Below are 22,465 nucleotides of genomic sequence, written 5' to 3'. Positions count from 1 at the left end.
AGGACGACACAAGGATGTGGAGGCAAGGTATGCCTACTTTAGATGATATTCCCGATTTGACACACTGGAAAACGGTACAGGAGTTTTCGATAGAGCAAGCCGCTTTATTATTAGCCGGGATCGATCCGCTCGATTTTTTGGGCGGCATTGAGGAAGCACGGAAATTACCTCATCCCCGCTGGAAAGATGCCTGGGGGTTCGCATCCGGTATGGTGAGCGCGATAAGGCGAGGGGTTTTATCTGTCGTTAAATGTGTCAGCGAAGAAACGATTTGGGAAAACGGAGTATGGGGAGGCGAGTGTGTTGTGGTATACGAAGAAATGAAGCCGACGGACAGAAGCAAAGAAGTCAGTAAAATAAAAACCATTATTACAAGGGATTCTCTCTTCTGTTGGACAGCGCAGGAAAAGGTACATTTTGTTAGCAAACCGAAGCCCATCATTCCTTATCAATCTGTAAAAACAAAGACTATCAACCCTAATCATTTTAGTGCTCCTCCCTCACGTGCTTTGCTTGAAACCACACACCGGTCAGAAGGTTTGGAGTTTGTCGACGATGCTATCAACCAATTTTGGTTAACCTATGATGAAAATGATCCCAATACTGCGCCATCAAAATCAGAAATAGTAACGTATCTGGAAAGAAAGGGAGCATCTAATAACATTGCTCAAGCCGTTGATTTAATACTGAGACCCTTTACGCTGAGAAATAAAGGGCGGCCTAAAAAAAGGCAGTAACTGAATATAACTCCATGTATTAGATATAAATTAAGAGTTCCTGCCTTTTTTGGCAAGCTTTGCAAAAATGATGATAATCTACGCATCAATACGTTATTACAACCCGGAAAACCTAGCCACCTTTTAAGGGAAAACGGTTATCCCCCATAGCAACCCTTTCCATCTATTTTCCTTTTCTTCGATCATTAACTATGTCTCCTGTGATCTCAACATAAACAGGAGGCTACATGCCGCAATTATTTATCCGTTTACCCGAAGTCCAGCGCCGTACTGGTTACAGTAAGGCATGGATTTACCGTCTTATCAGTCAACATCGTTTTCCTGTGCCGGTAAAGATTGGCACGCGCGCTATCGTTTTTATCGAAAGTGAAGTGGATGAATGGATTAATCAACGCATTATAGAATCACGTGGGGAGGTGGCGTGATGAGGAGATATGCTGTTGAAAGCAAGATGAGCTACACAAAATTGATTTTCAGCGGTGCTTGCATCAATTCCACGTTATGCCGAGCAGCAAGGAGCTCGTGTTTTGCACAGACTGCCGGATCAGTGAGCATTTTTGCAATTAATTCATCATGTGTCATTTTGGCTGGAGAGCGTTTAGCCATCGGGCATCAACCTTTTGATTCATCTGGTTTACTTTTCTCTTTCTGGCGGCGTTTGATCTCGCCTTGTAGCGCAGTTACTACAAATTGTGAGGTGCTTTCTCCTTCATTTTTAGCTAATTCAACATTAGCGATAATTTCATGTGAAACTCTTGCATGTATCTTTTGTGACTTAGCATTAACGCTACCTGTTGCCATTACTGAATTCTCCATTGAGCAGTGGGACACAGAATACACAAAAAATAATTTAATAAAAAGGTTGAAGTGGAACACATATGATGGTTATAGTGTGTTCCACCTTGAAGCATTTGATGCTCAAGAAACAACGAAGCCTCGGAGTGGTGGAACACATCCGAGGCTTCTAACCACCTCGTTAGAAGGACTAACGCTATGGCTACGTCAAAGTGTACCTATATCTTTGCGGCGATCAACCGCAGTCAGAAAAAAATTAAGCCTATCATGCTGTACGCTACGGCAATTGATGAAAAATCAGCCCGTCAGCGCTACGTTGCCGATTATATTCTTTTGTTTGCCGGTCGCCTTCCTGTTACAGGAGGATGCCATGTCCAAACGCATTGATAAAACCTCGATCACAGCTGAAGATTTAGCCTTTCAGTGCTTAGCGCTGACTCATGCCGCTGTTTCTGTCATGGAAGCGGATGCCAGGGAAACACTGCTGTTTATTCTGCTGGAAAAAACTGAGGCACTTTATAGCATGCTGACAGAGGGGGCATTATGACAGCGAAGCCTGCCGACAGGCTAAACGATAATTTTATTGATGAGGTACGAACACAGGCTAATGGTCATTGGGAGGCAATTTTGCAACAACTGGCGATCCCAACCCATCGGCAGGAAGGTCAGTGCCCAAACTGTGGAGGAAAAACCCGTTATCGTTTTGACGACAAGGAAGGCAGAGGCACCTATTTCTGCTCTCATTGTGGTGCTGGTAGCGGGTTGGATTTGGTGATGAAAGTTAACCAATGTAACGCCCGTCAAGCGGCCAAGCTGGTAGCTGATGTGCTGGCGATGCCCTTGCCAGAAAAAAGGGTGAAACCCGCCCCCGCCAAAGAGGCGCCTTCAACGGACAACCCCATTGCTGCGCAGGTAGCGGCATTGATGGCAAAAACGGTATTGGGTGAATCTCATTATCTGATGAATAAGGGGCTTCACTGCCCCAATCTGCCTATCCTGCCGAACGGTGTCTTACTGCTTGCGCTGCAAACAATAGACGGCAAGATCACGGGTGCACAGCGTATTTACCCGAATGGCGATAAACCTTATCTGACGGGCACCCGCAAGAAAGGGGCATTTATTCCCGTAGGCGAACTGCCGGAACAGGCTGAAACAGTGCTGATCACCGAAGGTTATGCGACTGCGGTTACGGTGTCATTATTGGCTTCAGACATCGCCATTGCGGCATTGGATGCGGGAAATTTAATCGAAGTAGCAAAAATATGCCGTGAACGCTGGTCAGAAGCAAAAATTATCATTGCCGCTGATAACGACTGTCATCAAGCCAACAAATGCGATGAAAAAGGCCAACTTAAGCAGAATATTGGTACTATCGCCGCCGAAAAAGCCGCTATTGCGGTTTCTGGGTGGGTGGCTTTACCGCCTACCCAGCATAAAGCCGACTGGGACGATTACCGGCAGCAATACGGCATAGAAGCCGCTATACAGGCTTTCAACGGAGCACTGTATCAACCTGCTGATGCGATAAATCACGATAAACCTACCCGTCCGACCCTGAGCCAGATGGGTGCCAGTCAACGCGGCGAGGTCTTGTTAGCACGCTATAACAGTGATTTGGCGTTGGAGCCTTTGTCTGATTCTGTACACCACTACGACGGTATCGCCTGGCGTGCCATCAGTGATCGCGATTTAATGCGGGAAATGGTGGCTATCTTTATCGGATCAGATGTGCCTTATACGTCAATCGGCATCCGTTCTGCCGTTGATGCACTAAAACTTCAACTGCCGTTAATGAAAAGCCCGGCTCGTCACTTAATCGGCTTCTGTAATGGCGTCTTTGATCTGCAAAAAAAGCAGTTCAGACCACATAATAAGGAAGATGGGTTATTGATCGTCAATGAAATCGACTTCACTTCGCCGGAACCGGGTGAAACACTGGTCGATAACACGCCTCATTTTTGGCAGTGGATACGCAGAGCAACAGCAAACCATGATCGCAAAACAGACAGAGTACTCGCAGCGCTGTTTATGGTGCTGGCTAACCGCTATGACTGGCAATTATTTCTTGAGGTCACAGGCGCAGGCGGCAGCGGTAAAAGCCTTCTGGCGGAAATTTGTACCCTGCTGGCAGGAAAAAATAACAGGGTATCAGCCAGTATGACAGCACTGGAGAACCCACGCGAACGTGCGTTAATCATCGGCTACTCACTGATCATCATGCCCGACCAGATCCGCTATGTAGGAGAAGGCTCAGGGATCAAGGCGATTACCGGTGGCGATGAAGTTTCTGTCGATCCCAAAAATAAACAGCCTTATTCGACACGTATCCCTGCGGTGATAGTGGCGGTGAATAACAACGCCATGAGTTTCAGTGATCGGAGTGGCGGTGTGTCTCGTCGGCGCGTCATTTTTAACTTCTCAGAAATCATCCCTGAAAATGAACGTGATACCTTATTGCGCGATAAAATCGCCCGAGAATTACCGGTGATTATTCGCCACCTGCTGACCCGTTTTGTTGAGTCTGCCGAAGCCAAATGCTTATTGCTGGAGCAGCAAAAATCAGCCGAAGCGCTTAATGTCAAACGGAGTACTGATTCGCTGGTAGATTTTTGCGGCTATCTGTTAGCCTCGGCTGAGGCGGATGGGATGTTGGTAGGCAATGCGGAGATTATCCCGTTTAACCCGCGTAAATATCTGTATCACGCTTATCTTGCGTACATGAGAGGTAACAATCTGGCTAAACCGGTATCAGTAACACGTTTTGGCAGTGATATGCCGGGCTCCTTAGCGGAATTTGGCTTACAGTATCTACGTAAGAAAAGTAGACAGGGGATCCGTAGCAACCTGAATTTGAATGTAAACAGTGCGGATGAATGGCTACCACGAGCGACAGGCACCGCTGATTTAAACCACTAATCCGGTGGTGATATAGCCAAATCATTTTAATTTGATTCTGTGTTGTAGTCACTTGCCGTACTATTTGTACTGTCTGCGCTCCTTCGCCTTGAATCAAATTAAACTGCTTCGGCTATAGGGAAGCCCTGAAAAACCGAAATGAATGCTATATTTTGAGCTAATAGCGTTAATTCTTAAAGTCATGTAATAAAAAAGAAAATCAATGCACTCTTTTTTTACGGTATAAGAGACGGCGGATACACTTTTTTTCAGTATCAATGGAAAATCAGGGGTTACAGAGCAGGATTTTTCTAGCGAGAAAGAGATTGGTCAAAGCAAATAAGCTGAATAACTGCGCGGTATTTTTTGCCAAGCCCTTGTAGCGCACTTTTCTAAAGTTGAACTGACATTTTAACACCCGAAAGGGATGTTCAACCTTAGCCCGGATTTTCGCAATAAGACTTTGCCGATGCCGATGTTTCTCCCATACCTGCTGCTCCTGCCCGGGCAAGGCCAATACCCTCCGTCGGGGGATGTGCCAGATGACCGCACGATGTTGATGTTCACTGCGTCGCATCACGCCTTTATAACCGGCATCACCATGGACAACCTCTTCTTGGCCGTGAAGAAGGTGATGAACTTGCGTTACCTCGGCTACATTCGCCGAGGTTCCTACCAGGGAATGCACCAGACCCGTCTGTGCATCCACACCAATATGCGCTTTCATACCAAAACACTGATTGCCTTTACGGGTGGCTTTCATTTCAGGATCGCGGCCATTTTGCCGGTTTTTAGTTGAACTGGGTGCATGAATGATCGTAGCATCAACAATACTACCCCGTTTGATAAACAGCCCACACGAAGCTAAATGCGCATTGACCTCTTCAAATGTCAGCGCTAATGATAAAAGACCGTAAATTGCTAATTTAATTTGTCCACTCAAGCCAGAATGCAGTTTCCTTTGTGGTGACAAAGCCATGAGGGAAATAAGCATGCTAAGAAGAGAGGACCACTACATGATAAAACAACGCCATCAACAGGGGGCATTTATTGTTGATATTGCCCATCAGATAGGGTGTTCAGAAAAAACGGTGAGACGGCACATTAGCTATCCTGCGCCGCCAACAGCAAAACGCGGTAAAAAACAGGTTGCTAAACTCGAGCCCTTTAAAGACTACATCGATTCAAGGTTGAGTGAACAGGTTTGGAATGCGGCGGTTATTTTTGAGGAAATCCGTGAAAAAGGCTACCGGGGTGGGAGTGCGATGCTCCGACGTTATATACATCCCAAACGTCCGCTCAGGGCCTCGAAAAACACGGTACGCTTTGAAACCCTCCCCGGTTATCAACTTCAACACGATTGGGGAGAAATCATCGTTGAGGTGGCAGGCTCTGCCTGTACGGTTAATTTTGCCGTTAATACGCTCGGTTTTTCGCGTCGCTTTCATGTCTTTGCTGCCCCTAAGCAAGATGCTGAGCACACGTATGAATCGCTGGTTCGCAGCTTCAATTACTTCGGTGGCAGCGTAAAAAATGTCTTGGTAGATAACCAAAAAGCCGCTGTTATCAAACATGGACAAAATGGCCACATCGAGTTCAATGCGGGCTTCCTGCAACTGGCTAATCACTATGGGTTTAGCCCTCGCGCCTGTAAGCCTTATCGACCGCAAACGAAAGGCAAAACCGAACGGATGGTGGGCTATGTTAAACACAATTTTTTCACTCGCTACCGTCAGTTTGAGAGTTTCGCTCATGTTAATCAACTGCTAGCGATGTGGCTGGCGAAAGTGGCAGACCAGCGTCATCTTCGTCAATTCAAGCAGACACCGGAAAATCGTTTTGCTGAGGAAAAAATAGCCTTGATGCCACTCCCTGCGACTGATTTCGATACCAGCTACTTCGACCTACGACAAGTGGCATGGGACAGCTATATCGATGTCAGAGGTAATCGCTATAGCGTGCCTTCATTCTGGTGTGGTCGTGCGGTTAATATTCGTATCGGTTTAGATAATACGCTACGTATTTACGGCGATGAGCAACTGCTCGCGACGCATCTCTTGCAGGAGGTAACGCAGGGCTGGCAAAAGGTGCCAGAACATCATCAAGCCCTTTGGCAACAGGTCAATCGAGTAGCGTCTCGTTCGCTCAGTGTGTATGAGGAGCTACTCTGATGGAAATGGAAAACTTGTTGATACGGTTAAAAATGGATTACCTGGGCGATGCGTTGGAGAGTTTATGTGAAGAAGCCACCAAGAAAGCACTGAACTACCGTGAATTTCTCCAGCAGGCATTAGCCCAGGAATGGAACGGGCGTCACCAAAAAGGCTTGGAATCGCGGTTAAAACAAGCACGTTTGCCGTGGATAAAAACCTTGGAGCAATTTGACTTTACTTTCCAACCAAGTATAGACAGGAAAATTATCCGCGAGCTGGCGGGGCTGAGGTTTGTCGAACATCATGAAAACGTCATTTTGTTAGGCCCACCTGGGGTAGGGAAAACGCATTTGGCGATAGCGCTGGCTGTCAAGGCAGCTACAGCTGGGCATCGGGTATTGTTTATGCCTCTGGATAGACTCTGCTGTACCTTAATGAAGGCAAAGCAAGAAAACCGTCTGGAACGCCAACTTCAGCAACTGTGCTATGCCAGGGTATTAATACTGGATGAAATCGGGTATTTACCGATGAATCGCGAAGAAGCTAGCCTATTTTTCAGGTTATTGAGCCGTCGTTATGAAAAGGCGAGCATCATTCTCACATCAAATAAAAGTTTTACTGATTGGGGGGACGTATTCGGTGATCACATTTTAGCAACTGCGATTTTAGACAGGCTTTTACATCATTCAACCACATTGAATATTAAAGGAGAAAGCTATCGACTCAAAAATAAACGCAAAGCAGGCATGTTGCCTATAAAAACGACTGATATTATCCAGGCGCCTGGAATAGAAACCCAACAGGAAAATTAGCAAAAACTGGACATTTTAAAGTAGCAAAAAGTGGTCAATCTAAAGTAGCGTTGACATCAAACAATGATTCGCTTAAATGATGTTTTTCCAGCCAGTGTCGAAAATGCAGAATGGTGGGATCGGAGGGAATCGCATCGACGGAGACACCGGTAAATTGACGTAGTAAGGGGATGTCATATAACGCTTCTTCCATCGATAAATCAGCGTAATTAAACCCATTTTGTAAAAAATAAATCCGCAGCATCACCTCTAAAGGTTTTGCCGGTCTTCCCCCTTTGGCTGTTGGCTTAGGATAATTGATACTGAGTTTAGACAGAATTTTTTCCCAGGGAACTATCCTATTCATCTGCGCTAAAAAGTCGCCTCGTCTCGTCGATTTCGTTTTCATTTCACTATTAACCTAAAAAAATTATTAATGACAGAATAGACTACTTTTAGCGGTTTTTCAGGGCTTCCATAGTGATAGGAATGTATAATGATTACACCAAACTCTTCTTCTAAACATCGATTCATCGATTCATCGATTCACCAAATTGTGCGTCTTGAGCCTTGCCCGGCATTTCTAAACTTTGCTCAAAATATTTCACGTATCCAGAATATTTCAGTTAATTTTTTAACACTGATTGAAAATCTCAACGAATTGGAAAACAGTCTTGTACCAACCTCTAATTCAACACCGACTACTTCGTCAATGTTTTCTAAAGCGGCGACAGCTAACATACCAGACGTGTCTTACTTGAATGAAAAGCTTGGTAGGGATATGGTTGCAGAAATAAGAACTGGTAGTTCAAGTAATGGGTTATTTACTATAATTGCATGTGATGAAGTAAAAGGTAGTGACTTGCTTGCTGCATTATTACAAAAAACTGATTTAGCATCAAAATTCACTTTGGATGAAGCTTATGAGTCAATTTCTATACCAGATAGAATTGATGTACATGAGAAAAAAGAAAGTAATACACAAACAGAGAATGAATCCGCAAAAACTTTCACATCATTAATAAAACAACCCATTTTACAGCCTTCTATGCTGATTTCTACTTCTAGAAAAATAGAAGAACAAATTCAATTAGATGAGTCCACTCAATCCCACTCCTTACTGAAGACGGTTAATCAATTACCTGTTCAAAATTTACCAAAAATCAACAAATTTCGAATACTTGATAAAAAGACAGAAGAATACATTAGGGAAAATTTTACCCATGAGATAGAAGGCAATCGAGTAGAATCTTATTCTAAGCACGAGGACAGCTCGCATTTTATAGCTATCTTTTCACCAGGAAAATGGATATTTGCTGAGGCCTTTAAAAAGGACTATTCTCCCGCTTATCATTCAAATGACATTAAGCTATTCCAGATAAAATTATTAGCAGAAAGCAAGGGGGTTCCTTACCAGGATTTTCCAATGCCACATACGATAAGAATGGAACATATTATAAACGAGACTACGTTGGAAGAAACAAAAGATAAAACAGGAAAGGCACTCGAAAATGCTTTATTTACAAAAACCCCTAATGGAAAATCAGTATGGCGAACATTGAAGGATCTTGATTTAGAAGTTACAAAAGTTGAAAAGATTAGAGATTGGAGAACAGGTATCATACATTTTGACATTGAGGTAAAACCAGTCAAAAAGTACAGCTGAGCGATATAATAATTACATCATATGCTCTGAAAATAAGGTATCCATACAGCAATTGACGTCTTTTAGACGCTGATGGGTCGCCGTAAAAAACGATAAAACATTAGATATTTAAAGCTGACGTTACATAAAATATTAGTATTCCTGTAATGTTACCTTAATTAGTTCATTATGTTCATTAATGGTTACACATTGTGCTTTTTAAATACTATTTTATGTTGAGTAGGAAAATAATGCGATAAACTCCTATCTCCTTTTTAGTACCGAACCACGCACTCTTCCGGCTGCCTCCGCAGCCTTTTTTATTATCAGGAATCACACCATGGCCGCATTCAACCACTCCCTGCGCACCGTGCGCCTGTATGGCAAACTCGGGCAGCTGTTTGGCCGTGTACATCAACTCGCGGTAGAGACGCCAAAAGAAGCGATCAAAGCGCTGTCGGTTATTCTTCCTGGATTTGAGCAATTTATGTTGCAAAGCCAATCAAAAGGCCTGACCTTTGCGGTATTTAACGGCGCGAATAACATTGGCAAAGATGAACTTGCCAGCGCCTACGGCACTCAAGACATTCGCATTGCTCCGGTGATTATTGGCAGTAAATGGGGAGGGGTGTTTCAAACCATTATCGGTGCGGTGTTAGTGGCAGCGTCCTTTATCCCTGGTGCACAGTTCTTAGCGCCTGTCGGGATATCGATGATGGTCGGTGGCGTGGTGCAGATGCTCTCCCCCCAACCCAGCGGGTTATCACGCCGCGAAGACCCGGATAACAAGCCCAGCTATGCCTTCGGCAGCCCGGTGAATTCTACCGCACAAGGCAATCCGGTGCCTATTGGCTACGGCCAACGACGCATCGGCGGTGCGGTGATTTCGGCAGGGATTTATGCGGAAGACCAACTGTAAAAATAATCGAACAGAATCATTATTCAGATCGCCAAGGCGATCTTTTTTTATGGGTAAATTATGGCCATCACAGGAAACAAAGGCGGCAGCCATCGACCGCCTACGCCGACAGAATCGCCGGATAGCCTGCACTCTACCGCCAAAGCTAAAATCTTATTGGCACTGGGGGAAGGCGAATTTGCTGGCGAATTAGACGGTACACGGATTTATTTGGATGGCACGCCGCTTAACAATGCCGACGGCACGGCTAATTTTACCGGCGTCAGCTGGGATTATCGCCCCGGTACCCCATCGCAAGACTATATTCAAGGCATGCCGAACGTTGAAAATGAAATCACCGTTAACCGTGAGTTGAAATCGAACACCCCTTGGGTGCAGGCGATTAACAATACGCAATTATCCGCGGTTCGCCTTCGCTTCAACTGGCCAGCGCTGCAACGTCAGAAGGATAACGGTGATGTGAACGGCACTCGCATTGACTATGCGATAGACATTGCCACCGATGGCGGCGCCTACCACAGGGTACTCAACACAGCCGTCGAGGGTAAAACCACGACGCGCTATCAGCGCTCACACCGTATTAACTTACCTGAAGCCAAAACTGGCTGGCAACTCCGTGTTTGTCGCTTGACACCGAACAGTACCCATCAACGACTCGCCGATAGGATGCACATTGACGCCTTGGCTGAAATTATCGATGCCAAATTGCGTTATCCCAACACCGCCTTGCTGTATGTTGAATTCGATGCCAGCCAGTTCCAGCAGATCCCCGTGATTGCCTGTGAACCCAAGATGCGCATCATACGGGTGCCGACAACCTACGATCCCGTTATACGAACTTACAGTGGCACCTGGAACGGTACCTTTAAATGGGCATACAGCAATAATCCGGCTTGGGTGTTTTACGATATTTTGCTCGCTGATCGCTTTGGTCTCGGTCATCGCTTAACCGCGGCGCAGGTGGATAAGTGGGAGCTGTATCGCATTGCGCAATACTGCGATCAATTAGTCCCTGATGGCAAAGGCGGAAACGGCACAGAGCCGCGCTTTTTGTGTGATGTATATATCCAATCACAGGCTGAAGCCTTTACTGTCCTGCGGGATTTGGCGGCGATATTTCGTGGCATGACCTACTGGGCAAACAATCAACTCTGTGCGCTGGCCGATATGCCGCGTGACCGTGATTATTTGTACACCCGGGCTAATGTGATCGACGGGCGTTTCACCTACGCCAGCACCTCGGCTAAAAGCCGCTACAGCAACGCGCTGGTCAGCTGGAGCGATCCGACTAACGGCTATCAGGATACCCTCGAGGCTATCTCCGATGACACCTTGGTGCGGCGCTATGGCATTCATCCCCTGAGCACCACGGCGATAGGCTGTATTCGGCAAACCGAAGCCCACCGGCGGGGGCGTTGGGCATTACTGACCAATGCGAAAGACCGCTTAATTAGCTTTGCTGTCGGGCTAGAAGGGGCGATCCCGTTACCGGGGCATATTATTGCGGTGGCGGATGAGATGTTATCGGGCAAAAAAAGTGGCGGGCGAATTTGTCATGCCGCGGGGGCAAAAATCACGTTAGATCGCCTGGCTGACGTCAAATTCGGTGATCGACTGATAATCAATTTACCCAGTGGTATCGCCCAAGCCCGCACCGTACAGGCGATTAACGGTCAAATCATTACCGTTACCGTACCCTACACGGAAACGCCGCAACGGGAGGCGATTTGGTCGGTGGAGGCCGATGATTTAGCGCTGCAGCACTACCGGGTGACCCGTATCGAAGACAATAACGACAACACCTATCGTATTAACGCTGTCCAACATGATCCGGATAAATATGAACGTATCGACAGTGGCACCCGCCTTGACGAGAGGCCGATTAGCGTTATTCCATTGACCCTTCAGCCCCCTCCGACCCACCTCACGCTTACCAGTCAAACGGTGATTGCGCAAGGTTTAGCCGTCACCACAGTGCAAGTGAGCTGGCAAGCGGCCACCGGTGCCACCGCTTACGATGCTCAATGGCGGCGCGATAACGGCAACTGGACGCCGCTACTGCGGGTATTAACCTGCGGATTTGACGTACCAAACAGTTATGCAGGACGTTATCAGGCAAGAGTGCGTGCGATTAACGCCGCGGGGAGCGCCAGCCTGTGGGTGACCACGCCAGCGACCCCGCTTCAAGGGAAAGCACACCCCCCGCCTCAGCCCATGGGCTTGATGACAACGCCAATGGTGTCTGGCATCACACTCAATTGGTCATTTCCTGCCGGGGTGGAAGATACCTTCACTACGGAGCTCGAATACCAAACAGAGCGAGAATACAGCCAGAAGATTACCTCGCCTCGTTCAGAGGGAAAACCGTTAACCGAGGTACCCTATCCGCAGCGTTATTACGCGATGCAAGGCTTGGCGGCAGGGAAAGCCTTTTACTTTCGCGCCAGACTGGTTGATCGCACTGGAAATCTTGGCGCCTGGACAGCCTGGGTCAGAGGAGAGTCGAGTAAGGATACCCGATTGCTGCTCGATCAACTGCGTGATGACATCATGACGACAAAAGCCGGTAAAGAATTGATCGAGAGAATAGACCGTACCGAATTGTCCATGAATAGCCGGTTTAACGGGATCGGTAACGCACTCAATAACTATTCAAAAAAGATAGTGTTGACAAAACAAATCAGCGGTTATCAGACGAGAGATGTGCAGCAAGGGGTCGCCAGGATGGACAAGGCGTTAAACAGTTATAAGACGCTCATGGCGACCCAGTTTGACCAGGCCAAGGCCGAGACACTGGAGATTAAAAAGACCCAATCCAAGGCGAAGCAAGCCTTGAGTCTACATCAAACGGCGGTTACCGCCCGATTAAGCAAAAATGAAGCGGCGCTGGAAACCAAAGCCACCACTCACTTTAACGCTACCGGCGGCAATGCCCTGTACAGCATTAAGGCGGGGATCACGTACCAGGGTAAGTATTATGATGCCGGCATGGTGGTCGGTGTGGAAACCCAGGGTGGCCGTGTGAAATCGCAAATCGGGTTTAATGCCGATCATTTTGTGCTGTTAAGCGGTCAGCAGGGCAAAAAATTCTCGCCCTTTGCGGTCAAAAATAATCAAGTCTTTATCCGTGAAGGCTTTATTCAAGACGGCAGTATCACCAATGCCAAAATTGGCAACACCCTCCAATCGACCAATTATGTCGCCAACACCTCAGGCTGGCGATGGAGTAAAAACGGCGGCATTGAAATGAACGGCACCGGCAAAGGAAAAGCCAGAATGACCATTAAAAATAACCGCATTGATGTGTACGATGAAAGAGGCGTGTTACGGGTGCGCTTTGGTGAATTGTAATAATAAAATCATTCAAACCCATTAAATAAAAATAACGGTGAAACACGATGAAGTACGGGATACAAATAAAACTGGATGATGGAACAGATTTAGTCACAGCCATCACGCCAATGTTTATTTTAGATTGTATCAATTATGAACACAGTGGCACGAAAACCTATAGGGTACCTAACGGATTAACATTAAAAGTGATGGTCAATGCTTGCCAAAAAAACAAATTTGGGCAGCATTATAATGTCACCGTTTCAGGTAATACCGTCACCTGGCGTGAAGATGCCAATGATACTTTCTTCGATTCTCACGTTTGTGGCGCTTTTATTATTGTCTACATGGAGTAAACATGTCATTTGGATTTGCGATAAGAAATCCCTCAGGTAGATTGTGGATGTCGCCTGAAGTGTCGCCGATGAACCTGATTGAACGATTAACGATCACCGCCGCTCACGGCGCCACGTTTACGACGTCGATACCCAAAGACATTCCTATCATGATTTTTGTCAGTTATGCAAAAAAAGTGAACACCTATATGTTCGAACAAACAGAGGTGTCCGGTTTTCATGCCTATAAAATCAGTGGCGGTGTTTTTATTTTTTACCCTGCAACCAGCGGAATACCTGAAGAGTATAAAATGGGAAATCATCAAACCTCTCTGATGACGGTGTATGTTTTTGCTGCAATGGCGAAAAAAACTACTCGCTACGGATTAGCGATTTACAATGCGTCAGGCAGATTGGTCTATTCGGCACAAATGAGACCGCTACAACTGTGTCATTATCAGACAAATCACACAAAAACGATTGATATTGATATGAAAGAATCTATCGCCGTGGCACCTATGCATTATTCTATGACCGGTGAAGAAAATAATGAGGGCGATCTTTTTGATTGGTATACCACCTATAACTATTGGGTTGGCGCGTATAAAAATAGCGTTTATAACGCATTAACCATAAAATATGAATTTGCTGGCATCATCAATGATTTCAATAAATCTAATGCCTTATCAGGTTTTTTTTATATCAAAACCGCTATATACGATAAGTAATCATATCAATTGACGGCAAGGGTCATATCACCTTGAAGGAGGTGATATGGTCTATGTTTAGCTGCCAAGATAAGACAGATTTTTTCATGTGTGCAAGATCACAAAATGAAAATTCGCCATAATTGGCGTCAAAAAGTTTAAAGGTGTCAGTTTTTTGATCAATAAATATACCTATAGAATGTGAATTTCTATTTTTTATAAGACATGTAACATGGTATCTACCATCACTGATTGGTAATACATCATCACTGGTTGATAATGTATTTATTTTGTCTTCCCGTTGATGTACTTTACCTGTTATATCATTTATATAGTCCGTATCTGTGTAAGTATACTTTTTTTTATCTTCACTATGATTTTTTTTATCTCTCTGCCTACTGTAGTAATAATTATTTACTCCAAAGTCGCTTTTTTTTATTTTTGTTATAAAAATAGGTACCTCTTTATATTTAATAAATATTCGGGAAGAAGTGTCATATTTATATGGCTGCCACATCTGTCTTAATACGACTTCTTTATACCCTGCTTCTGTTTTAATGTAATCAAAAAAATCGGCGCTGTCAGGGCTCCCTTGTCTGGCCAACCATGCCAATGTTAATCCATAACATAATCCCGCTTGTCCTAAAAAAAGAATACTCTTATCTGTAATGATTTTTCCGTTTTCTTCGACTTTTTTTCTTCCCGTTATAATAACTCCGCTTGCTATAATATCTTTTTGTTTTTTTTCTCTTATATCATTTACATAATCAATCTGATCAAAAAGCATGCAGTATGAACTACTACCTTTTTCTTCTGAACGTTGAATAATCGGAATTCGTGTTTTCTTTATTACGTCATCTTCATAATTAGTTGTAATTTTTGTTTTTTCAAAGGTGGCGGGTGTATTGTGGATTTGACAACATTTTTCTAGATTGCCTCGACGTTCCTCACGGGCATCATTACCTAACATATTCTGTTCTGTGTTATTATTCTCAATAAAACTGTTTAATTTTTTCTTTAAATATTCTCTATCAAATAAGCCAGCACTTCTTGAAAAAAATTCATTTAATTTACCAGGTTGAGAAAGTTTCATCATTACATCCTAATTTTTATTCTGTATTTTTTCATTGTAATAAAATTTGTTGTGTTTGTTTTTCTTGTTAACCATATTTACTAAGACTATAATTATTTGGTAATGATTTATAATTGTTCATTTTCATGGTATTTTATTTTCACCGTGATGATTAATTTATGGTAAAAATTGTAAATATAATGCCATGATAATACTATTAAAAAACGCTTATTTTATTGGTATTTCGAATCTTCAATTCAGCTTTTACTCACCTCTATTTGATGATATCTGTAAAAATACAGGCAAGGTGTTGAAAATACGGATGCCCTGATCGCGCATTATTTTTTGTCAAGAAGACTCTCTCCTCACAGTGCCATAATATTATTTATTCCAATGGTAAATACACGGCAATATAATTGCTTAATGTATTTCATTGCATCAATAAGATAATTTAGCATAATCGAATAATTAAAAATTGACTGAAATTAATATAAAATTTATTTAATTGATTTTTATTTATCTAAATAAATTATTAGATGCTTATTAGCCTAAGCAGGGATTTTTTATAAGAAGGAGTGTTCCCATGAAATGGTTCTATCAATTATTATTCCTATTCGTACTGTCGATATCGATAGGAATTCAAGCTGAGCAAGTACGAACCTATTGTATAACAGATTCTGGCATCCTCAGCGCTCAAAATAAAGATAATCTCTGTCCCGTTAATACCTATCCTGTCACATTCGTGCTAGGGAATGTAGTCACCGAACCCGTCATTGAAAAAGATATCAACAGCGTACTGCCCGAGGTCAGTAATTATTATTGCAGTGCAGGTGGTAAGAGCGGTGCGATGTTAAAAAGCACCCTGAACAGTATTATCAAACGGCATAAACATTTCAATTATCAAAGCGTATGGGAGCAACTGGAGTACACCGACGAAGACCCAAATAATACTGATAATATCATATTACTTTATACTGGTCGCTCGGTGCCCAAAAATTTCAGGTCAGGACAGACGAACGATCAAAATGCTTGGAGTCGGGAGCACGTTTGGGCGAAAAGTCACGGTTTTCCTAAACCCAGTCAGTTTGCTTATACAGATATTCATCATTTACGGCCAGCTGATATTAGCGTGAATAATACACGCCGGAACAAGGATTTTGACTGAGGCGGCACGCCTTTGACAGAGTCACCGGGGAATAAAACTGATCGCGATAGTTTTGAACCTGCCGATAATGTCAAAGGGGATGTCAGTCGGATGCTTTTTTATATGGATGTACGTTACGAAGGCAACGATGATTCTAAAGTGGGTGATTTAAGCTTGGTCGATAAAACAGGTACTAGTGGTAATGAACTGGGAAAACTCTGCACATTGCTAGAATGGCATGCACAAGACCCGGTCTCCAATTGGGAACGCCGTCGTAATGAACGTATCTACGAGCGTCAGGGAAATCGCAATCCTTTTATTGATCACCCTGAATGGGCAAGCAGTATTTACGGAGATAGTTGTAGAAAAGACACGAAATAATACGGCTGGCTTTTAAAGAATAAACTTTATATCTGTTGCCTAATAAAAAAGAATTTTATTAGACGAACAACGACAACACTTAACGTGCAATGGCACAAATAACAGGTCGAAATGAATAAGTAACTTATTGATAAATAATGACTGAAAAGTTGTGTTTTGTCGTGCTTTGTTGCCTATTATATAAGCAAAAATATTTTATTTATTTGTTTTTAATGAATTATTTTTCTTTAGTGTAACTATTAGTAAAACCGCCTGCTTATCCCGAATTCAGATATTAAGGTTAAGTATGAATATTGGCATCAAATACAATAGTGACATTGCCTTTATAGGTATCGGGCTGATTAGTTAATAAGGTGTCAATGTGTTTTTTGCCACTGACTTCAAAATCAATATGGCCGGGATAATTTTGCGCTGGGCTATTGGTGTGAAAGATATTATGGTTGAGATCTTTTTTAGTACGAAGGGGTTGCCTGGTGACGGACTTTTGGCTGCCGCCTTTAATCACAATATTGCTAGCCAGGGTGAGGAAAGCACGCACCGGAACCTCATTGCTGGGATCTTTTTCGCTGATTAAAGCGTATTCACCATCCTGTTGAGAAAAATCTTTGTCACATTTCACATAAACGGTAAATTCACCCGAAGAAGACAGCCTGAACTGACTGCGGCCGGTAAGCTTAGTCGGTTTGCTACAGCCACTAAGATAGCGATCCCAGCCGCGCTGACTGCCGTCTTGTGGCACTAAAATGACCTTTTCAGCACCAAATTCCGGCGTGACTTTGAGATCATGAGCCACCTCAAGCTTGAACTTTAAGGTGACGTTCTGATCACCAAACCATTTAAAATTATCGCCAAAATCAATATCGTCAGTTGAACTATTGCCGACAGTGAAGGCCAAGGTATCAACATTTGTATAGATGCCGCTGGCCATGGATAAGGGATCTGGCAGCTTTAACACATAGGCAAAACTGATATTTTGCATCGTAGCAGAACAATTATCATCTAGGCAATGGATACCACTCCCCGTCCCTTTTGTTGCCTCTAGCCGGATTGCTCCTTTCTCCGTACGACTCGACGAAGGGGTTTCTCTATTTAAAGGGCGACGATATTCCGATTGTTTGTAGCAGATGCCATCTTCCTTAATCTTCCATAAAAAATGGTCAGCACCATATGAGCCTACCTCGAAAAGTCCGATACTACCATCAGCTGGACAGGGCGATTTGGAAACAGCGAGGTTAGTACGTCCCTGCCAAGTAGAAAACCACTTACGATCCAGAGCACCCGGAACATGGCCGAAAAAACGCTCTCGATAGCTAGCACCGACTTTGGTTATGGTAAATTCTCCGGGTTTCTTTGCTTCTATCATAGTTTTACTATCTTCTCTTAACCGGATCTTCAAAGGTTGACCCGGTGAAGCAGGGAATTTAATATAAATACCGTCTCTCTCCGAGCCCATTGCCGGGATATCCTCCTCTTGTATGGCATAACCTGCTAACTTAATACTAAATACCTTTTCATTTTGACATCTCGCTTTAACTTTAGGCTCATCGGCGCATATCCCCGTACTCTCCGTTGTATTCTGAAAACCATCCTTGCCTTTGTTTAGCAATGATGGCCGGAATTCCGCTGTAATTACGATCTCTTGCGCCCTGCTCTCACTCACCGACCCCCATAACAACAGCATTACCGCCAAATAGGCGGTGAGCATTGTTCTTGCGGGAGGGCTTAATACATCGACAAAGCGCACTTCATCGCGCTCACCCTCTGGGCTTGGCGGCAGTGAATAAACTAAACGCGATTTGCCATCGTTGCCGGTAACGGGGATCTGCGGTTTGGCGGCACTGACCTCGAGTGTAAACACCCCTTCGCTATTAATGCGCGCTTTACCGATATCACTGGCCACTTCTTGATTACACAACAGATTACCTTGTTCATCTTTAAGCATATCGACCATCGTTTTTTGCCAATCTGTAAACGGGGAGCACTGCCCTCTCCGCTTGAAACTTCTAGTTCTATATCGGCTTGATAACTTTCTACATCGACGATCACCGCCGCTTCAACTGCAACAGCAAGCAAACTCATGAAAACTGGTTTTTGTACTGAGATGAGTCTAGTCCTTATTTGGCATTAGATAAAAGACTAGCAGAAGGAGAGCCAGCTGCATTCACTATGCGTAAAATCAGCGATCACTGTTGGGTGGAAATGAAAACAAAGGATAATATTGACGTGCAATGGCATAAATAGCAGGTCGAAATGAATAGGTAACTTATTGATAAATAATGACTGAAAAGTTGTGTTTTGTCGTGCTTTGTTGCCTATTTTTATAGTGTAAAAGTTTGAATCTAGGTGAGGACAATTACTCGCCCTGAATTTTCGATAACATAGCTCCCCGTAGAATACAGTTCATACGCGACTGATAGCCGTCCCCTTGTGATTTGAGCCATTCTACGACGTCTGCATCTATACGCACGGTAAGTTGTTTTTTCAGTGGGCGGTAGAATTTCCCCCTTACAGCACCTTGCCATTCTTCCTTGCTCGTTGCCGGAATATCTGAAAAATCTATTTTGTTTTCTGGCTTCGCCGCCAAAAGGGCGAGTTCTTTTCGAATAAATTCAGGAATTTTGTTCATACACCCTCCTCTCAGTTTTACTTGCTCGTCGTGCTGAAATAATACGGATATGTTCTTCTCCGTCATCATTCCAGGTATGTGCGACTAATAAAAGTGCAATATTGTCGATCATGCCGATAGTTTGCCATCTTAATTCGCCCCCTTCAGTGCGATCTTGACGTGTTATGTGCCACGGATCGTCGAATACTAACTTGGCGGCTGTGAAGCTAATACCATGTTTGCACTGATTATTTTTGTCCTTTGTTGTATCCCATGAAAATTTCAATTTGTCGCACCTAAACTGTAATTACATAATTGTAATTTAAACAACTTAAAGATAAAAGTGAATTCTGAGTGAACAAGGGGACTAAACGAGAAAAATGTGAGGATTTTAGATGTTAACCAAGTAATACTGGAAATTAGTATGGATGGTGATGTGGCATGTTCGAGGGGAATAACATTACGTGCCATACCTTTTTGAGGGAGACTGATAGTTGTTGATATTTTTTGATGTTTCGTTACGTAATAAATACGATCATTTTATTATAAATCAATATGTTAAAATTTATTCTGCTATCTTCTAAGTCGTAGGTCGCAGGTTTAAATCCTGCATTTATAGCTAATAAAATCAATAAATTAGATAATTTCCACACACTAAATAATATCCTCTTGTGTTGTAATTGTCCTTAGGAAGAAAAAGTGAACCCAACCGCTTAGCATGTTCAGTTAAATGACTGGGTGCCAGATGGGCGTATCTACGTACCACTGGATTAAAATAGCATCAACACTAGTAAGAAGAGTGTGAAAATAAAAAAAGAGGGAAGCGTTTCTGTTGAGTTTTTTCTGCGTACCCTTTGCGTATCCTTTTGGGTCGCTATGAGGTCAGTGGTGTGTCCGGACAATCTTCATAAGTTACTGGTTTTTATGCGATTGTCCGGTCACTGTGCTGGGGGGATTTGATTTCATGATTTAACTACAGGTAATTAAAGGTAAATATTTTAATTACCTTGTATTTTAGTCCTATCTATAGTCCCATGGAACCGAGTCACTTTACTTTGGCTCATGAATCAATTCCATCTGTATTCATCACCATTAATCACCCCCCTCCCTCAAAACAAAACCCCACCTGCGCGTTTTTTGCCGGGTGGGGCGGCGCTGATTGCACATTCTGTGGTTTTACAATGGAGCGCACAAAAGTTTCCATGGTGATAAAGGTATGACCGCAATTGATGTTGGTGCATTGCTGATAGCGTTCTTTGGTGGTGCTGGAGACGTAGAAGCTGGTGCGGGTGTGGGCGGCTTGTTGGCAAAGAGGACAATTCATCATGATCGGGGTCTTCGGTCACTCATCCTGACTCGGGTCAGTGTTACCCTAATACTATGTTATTGTTGATAAAAAGTCATCCGCTGTCAGGCGCTATCGAGGGCATCTATTTTGACTTCCAGGGTGAGCGCGGTGGTAAAACCCTGGTCATTTAAGGTGTGCGTGGCAGTCGTGAGTATCCAGTTGGCCTGATCGATTTCCGCTTTAAATCCGCTGACGTTGATCGGGGTTTCGGGGATGAGGTCAGCCCGACCTTGGGCAAGCTGAAGAGAGAATTTCGCCACGCCCCGTTGCAGTTGTTGCCATTTTGCCTGTGCCGCCCGCTCTGCATTGGTTTTTGTCGCATAGGTATGACGCAGCAGGTAAACATTGTCATCGGTGCCGATCAGCGTGCGGCCTTTTTTTTCTCTCTGGTTATCTTTTTTCCGTCTGACGTTCACGCTTTCTTTTTTTGTGCCGCGAGTGTTGAGCCAATGCGCCACCACCCCACTGTACGCCTCGCGGTCAGCGACACTGAAGTGATGGCTGTCCCCCTGATTGCGCGTGAGGGTGATGGCAGGGATCGGTTTGCCACGCGCTGTTTTTCCTTGGCCTGGCCGCATAAAGAGCAATTTACCGTTTTTTATCGCCGCTATCACGCCCTGCTGCTCAGCTAAGCGGGTGATAAAATGGCCATCGGATTCATTCGTTTGGTCGATGTGTTCAATCGTTATCGCGGCCAACGTGCTATTTAGCGCTGTGGTGAGTTTATTACGCTGGGCAATCAGGGTGAGGATGTCGCCGAGGGTGACTTGATGGTAGGACTGTTCACGACGAAGGGTTAAGCTGTCCCTAAAATCGGCACTGCGCCCCCGCAGGGTTAATTTATCCGGGGCGCCGCTGTGTTCAATGTCATCGACGGTAAAGCTGCCTTTGTGGATCAGAGCTTCGCCTTGCCAACCTAATGACACCGAGAGTCTCACCCCTCTGCGGGGTAAGGTGAGTTGGCCATCACTGTCATCGAGTTCCAGATCGAGTTGATCGGCTTCAAAGCCGCGGTTATCCGTCAGGGTGAGTGACATGAGACGGGGTTGCAGGGTCGAGGTGATATCCTTTCCCTCCACATCAATGCGATAAGCGGGGTGTAGGCGACCTGAGCACGGTAGAGTGTCGAAAGGGATCATGATAATAACGACCTGGCGCTGCTGGCTATCTTCTCAGGCAACGCCTCAATCTGCTCTGCCAGATCGCCCAATAAGTCTTGCCGCGTTTCATCGGACCGTTTTAATGTCAGGGTAAACTCTATTTTTCGCGCGCTGCCATCACTGAAAAAAATACTTTTGTTGCAACTGAGGCTTTCAATAACAAACAGGCCATAAAGGGTGCCATTGCCTTCGACAAGCGACCAGGCTTTGCCGGTGTTGGCCATCTGTTGCAGTCCCAGCAAGGAAAGGCGTCCCCCGGTCAGTTCAGGGTAGAGCACCCCACTTAAGGTGATAATTTCATCGTCAGCCCCTAGAAATTGGCTTTGTGGCCGTTGGCCTACGCGACTGTTGCTCGGGTGTCGCCAGGCCATCTGATGTTTAAATTCTTGATAGGGGAGCGTGGTTAACATAAAAACAAATAATCCTAGTGCCATCATCATGTGCG

22 protein-coding genes and 2 pseudogenes are annotated in these 22,465 nt (G+C 44.4%); 13 read left to right on the top strand and 11 right to left on the bottom strand.

What is annotated here, in order from left to right; all coding sequences use genetic code 11:
* Positions 1-29: 29 nt before the first annotated feature.
* The gene (locus AACL30_RS06520) at positions 30-737 is read left to right on the top strand and encodes a hypothetical protein (protein WP_339057981.1); all 708 of its coding nucleotides are present in this window, start codon (positions 30-32) and stop codon (positions 735-737) included.
* Between the two features lie 227 nt (positions 738-964).
* Positions 965-1,162 carry an AlpA family transcriptional regulator gene (locus AACL30_RS06515; protein ID WP_339057980.1) on the top strand — a complete coding sequence of 66 codons (198 nt, stop codon included), beginning with the start codon at positions 965-967 and terminating at the stop codon, positions 1,160-1,162.
* A gap of 31 nt (positions 1,163-1,193) precedes the next feature.
* Here the strand turns inward: AACL30_RS06515 and AACL30_RS06510 are convergent, their stop codons facing one another.
* Positions 1,194-1,343 carry a hypothetical protein gene (locus AACL30_RS06510; protein ID WP_339057979.1) on the bottom strand — a complete coding sequence of 50 codons (150 nt, stop codon included), beginning with the start codon at positions 1,341-1,343 and terminating at the stop codon, positions 1,194-1,196.
* A gap of 6 nt (positions 1,344-1,349) precedes the next feature.
* On the bottom strand, positions 1,350-1,538 hold the full coding sequence (locus AACL30_RS06505) for a YlcI/YnfO family protein (protein WP_339057978.1): 189 nt from the start codon (positions 1,536-1,538) through the stop codon (positions 1,350-1,352).
* Between the two features lie 192 nt (positions 1,539-1,730).
* Between AACL30_RS06505 and AACL30_RS06500 the strand changes: the two genes are divergently transcribed.
* The 3 genes from AACL30_RS06500 to AACL30_RS06490 are packed head-to-tail and all read left to right on the top strand — an operon-like array spanning position 1,731 to position 4,448.
* Complete coding sequence (locus tag AACL30_RS06500) at positions 1,731-1,919, top strand: host cell division inhibitor Icd-like protein (RefSeq protein WP_339056459.1); 189 nt, start codon at positions 1,731-1,733, stop codon at positions 1,917-1,919.
* Positions 1,903-2,079 carry a hypothetical protein gene (locus AACL30_RS06495; RefSeq protein ID WP_339057977.1) on the top strand — a complete coding sequence of 59 codons (177 nt, stop codon included), beginning with the start codon at positions 1,903-1,905 and terminating at the stop codon, positions 2,077-2,079. Before AACL30_RS06500 ends, AACL30_RS06495 begins: the two co-directional genes overlap by 17 nt.
* The gene (locus tag AACL30_RS06490) at positions 2,076-4,448 is read left to right on the top strand and encodes a primase-helicase zinc-binding domain-containing protein (RefSeq protein ID WP_339057976.1); all 2,373 of its coding nucleotides are present in this window, start codon (positions 2,076-2,078) and stop codon (positions 4,446-4,448) included. The genes AACL30_RS06495 and AACL30_RS06490 overlap by 4 nt, the downstream gene beginning before the upstream one ends.
* A 265-nt stretch (positions 4,449-4,713) precedes the next feature.
* On the opposite strand, the pseudogene AACL30_RS06485 reads toward AACL30_RS06490, so the two are convergent.
* Positions 4,714-5,265 (bottom strand): annotated as a pseudogene (locus AACL30_RS06485) (IS5 family transposase); the annotation flags it as partial.
* A 154-nt stretch (positions 5,266-5,419) separates the two neighbouring features.
* Between AACL30_RS06485 and istA the strand changes: the two are divergent.
* A complete protein-coding gene (gene istA, locus AACL30_RS06480) occupies positions 5,420-6,598 on the top strand; it encodes an IS21 family transposase (RefSeq protein WP_339056344.1) in 1,179 nt (392 codons plus the stop codon).
* Positions 6,595-7,392, top strand: coding sequence for an IS21-like element helper ATPase IstB (gene istB, locus AACL30_RS06475; protein ID WP_339058365.1), 798 nt, complete (start codon positions 6,595-6,597; stop codon positions 7,390-7,392). The genes istA and istB overlap by 4 nt, the downstream gene beginning before the upstream one ends.
* Before the next feature lie 34 nt (positions 7,393-7,426).
* Here the strand turns inward: istB and AACL30_RS06470 are convergent, their stop codons facing one another.
* Positions 7,427-7,780 carry a transposase gene (locus AACL30_RS06470; RefSeq protein WP_339057975.1) on the bottom strand — a complete coding sequence of 118 codons (354 nt, stop codon included), beginning with the start codon at positions 7,778-7,780 and terminating at the stop codon, positions 7,427-7,429.
* An 87-nt stretch (positions 7,781-7,867) separates the two neighbouring features.
* Here AACL30_RS06470 and AACL30_RS06465 point away from each other — a divergent pair, with 87 nt between their 5' ends.
* The 5 genes from AACL30_RS06465 to AACL30_RS06445 all read left to right on the top strand — a co-directional run bounded on the left by AACL30_RS06465 (position 7,868) and on the right by AACL30_RS06445 (position 14,331).
* Complete coding sequence (locus AACL30_RS06465; RefSeq protein WP_339057974.1) at positions 7,868-9,037, top strand: hypothetical protein; 1,170 nt, start codon at positions 7,868-7,870, stop codon at positions 9,035-9,037.
* 319 nt (positions 9,038-9,356) lie between these two features.
* Complete coding sequence (locus AACL30_RS06460) at positions 9,357-9,935, top strand: tail assembly protein (protein WP_339057973.1); 579 nt, start codon at positions 9,357-9,359, stop codon at positions 9,933-9,935.
* 60 nt (positions 9,936-9,995) lie between these two features.
* Entirely contained in the window at positions 9,996-13,286 is a 3,291-nt protein-coding gene (locus AACL30_RS06455; protein ID WP_339057972.1) for a host specificity protein J, read from the top strand.
* A 47-nt stretch (positions 13,287-13,333) separates the two neighbouring features.
* Entirely contained in the window at positions 13,334-13,624 is a 291-nt protein-coding gene (locus AACL30_RS06450) for a hypothetical protein (RefSeq protein WP_339057375.1), read from the top strand.
* A gap of 2 nt (positions 13,625-13,626) precedes the next feature.
* The gene (locus tag AACL30_RS06445) at positions 13,627-14,331 is read left to right on the top strand and encodes a hypothetical protein (RefSeq protein ID WP_339057971.1); all 705 of its coding nucleotides are present in this window, start codon (positions 13,627-13,629) and stop codon (positions 14,329-14,331) included.
* Between the two features lie 22 nt (positions 14,332-14,353).
* Here the strand turns inward: AACL30_RS06445 and AACL30_RS06440 are convergent, their stop codons facing one another.
* Entirely contained in the window at positions 14,354-15,403 is a 1,050-nt protein-coding gene (locus tag AACL30_RS06440; protein ID WP_339057970.1) for a hypothetical protein, read from the bottom strand.
* A gap of 562 nt (positions 15,404-15,965) precedes the next feature.
* Between AACL30_RS06440 and AACL30_RS06435 the strand changes: the two are divergent.
* Positions 15,966-16,907 (top strand): annotated as a pseudogene (locus AACL30_RS06435) (endonuclease I family protein).
* A gap of 280 nt (positions 16,908-17,187) precedes the next feature.
* On the opposite strand, the gene AACL30_RS06430 reads toward AACL30_RS06435, so the two are convergent.
* From AACL30_RS06430 to AACL30_RS06405, 6 genes are all read right to left on the bottom strand, one after another.
* Positions 17,188-18,849, bottom strand: a complete 1,662-nt coding sequence (locus tag AACL30_RS06430) for a hypothetical protein (protein WP_339057969.1) — start codon at positions 18,847-18,849, stop codon at positions 17,188-17,190.
* A gap of 411 nt (positions 18,850-19,260) precedes the next feature.
* Positions 19,261-19,602 carry a BrnA antitoxin family protein gene (locus AACL30_RS06425; protein ID WP_422389576.1) on the bottom strand — a complete coding sequence of 114 codons (342 nt, stop codon included), beginning with the start codon at positions 19,600-19,602 and terminating at the stop codon, positions 19,261-19,263.
* Positions 19,517-19,798, bottom strand: coding sequence for a BrnT family toxin (locus tag AACL30_RS06420; RefSeq protein WP_339057967.1), 282 nt, complete (start codon positions 19,796-19,798; stop codon positions 19,517-19,519). The genes AACL30_RS06425 and AACL30_RS06420 overlap by 86 nt, the downstream gene beginning before the upstream one ends.
* An 810-nt stretch (positions 19,799-20,608) precedes the next feature.
* A complete protein-coding gene (locus tag AACL30_RS06415; protein ID WP_339057653.1) occupies positions 20,609-20,839 on the bottom strand; it encodes an ogr/Delta-like zinc finger family protein in 231 nt (76 codons plus the stop codon).
* A gap of 83 nt (positions 20,840-20,922) precedes the next feature.
* Positions 20,923-21,999, bottom strand: a complete 1,077-nt coding sequence (locus AACL30_RS06410) for a phage late control D family protein (protein ID WP_339057652.1) — start codon at positions 21,997-21,999, stop codon at positions 20,923-20,925.
* Positions 21,996-22,460: a phage tail protein gene (locus AACL30_RS06405; protein WP_339057651.1), complete on the bottom strand. Its 465-nt coding sequence runs from the start codon at positions 22,458-22,460 to the stop codon at positions 21,996-21,998. The genes AACL30_RS06410 and AACL30_RS06405 overlap by 4 nt, the downstream gene beginning before the upstream one ends.
* Positions 22,461-22,465 lie beyond the last annotated feature (5 nt).

The organism is Candidatus Regiella endosymbiont of Tuberolachnus salignus (assembly GCF_964020115.1).
Classification (GTDB): domain Bacteria; phylum Pseudomonadota; class Gammaproteobacteria; order Enterobacterales; family Enterobacteriaceae; genus Regiella; species Regiella insecticola.
Note: the sequence above shows the minus strand (reverse complement) of the source record. Positions and strands in the feature narration are given on the sequence as shown.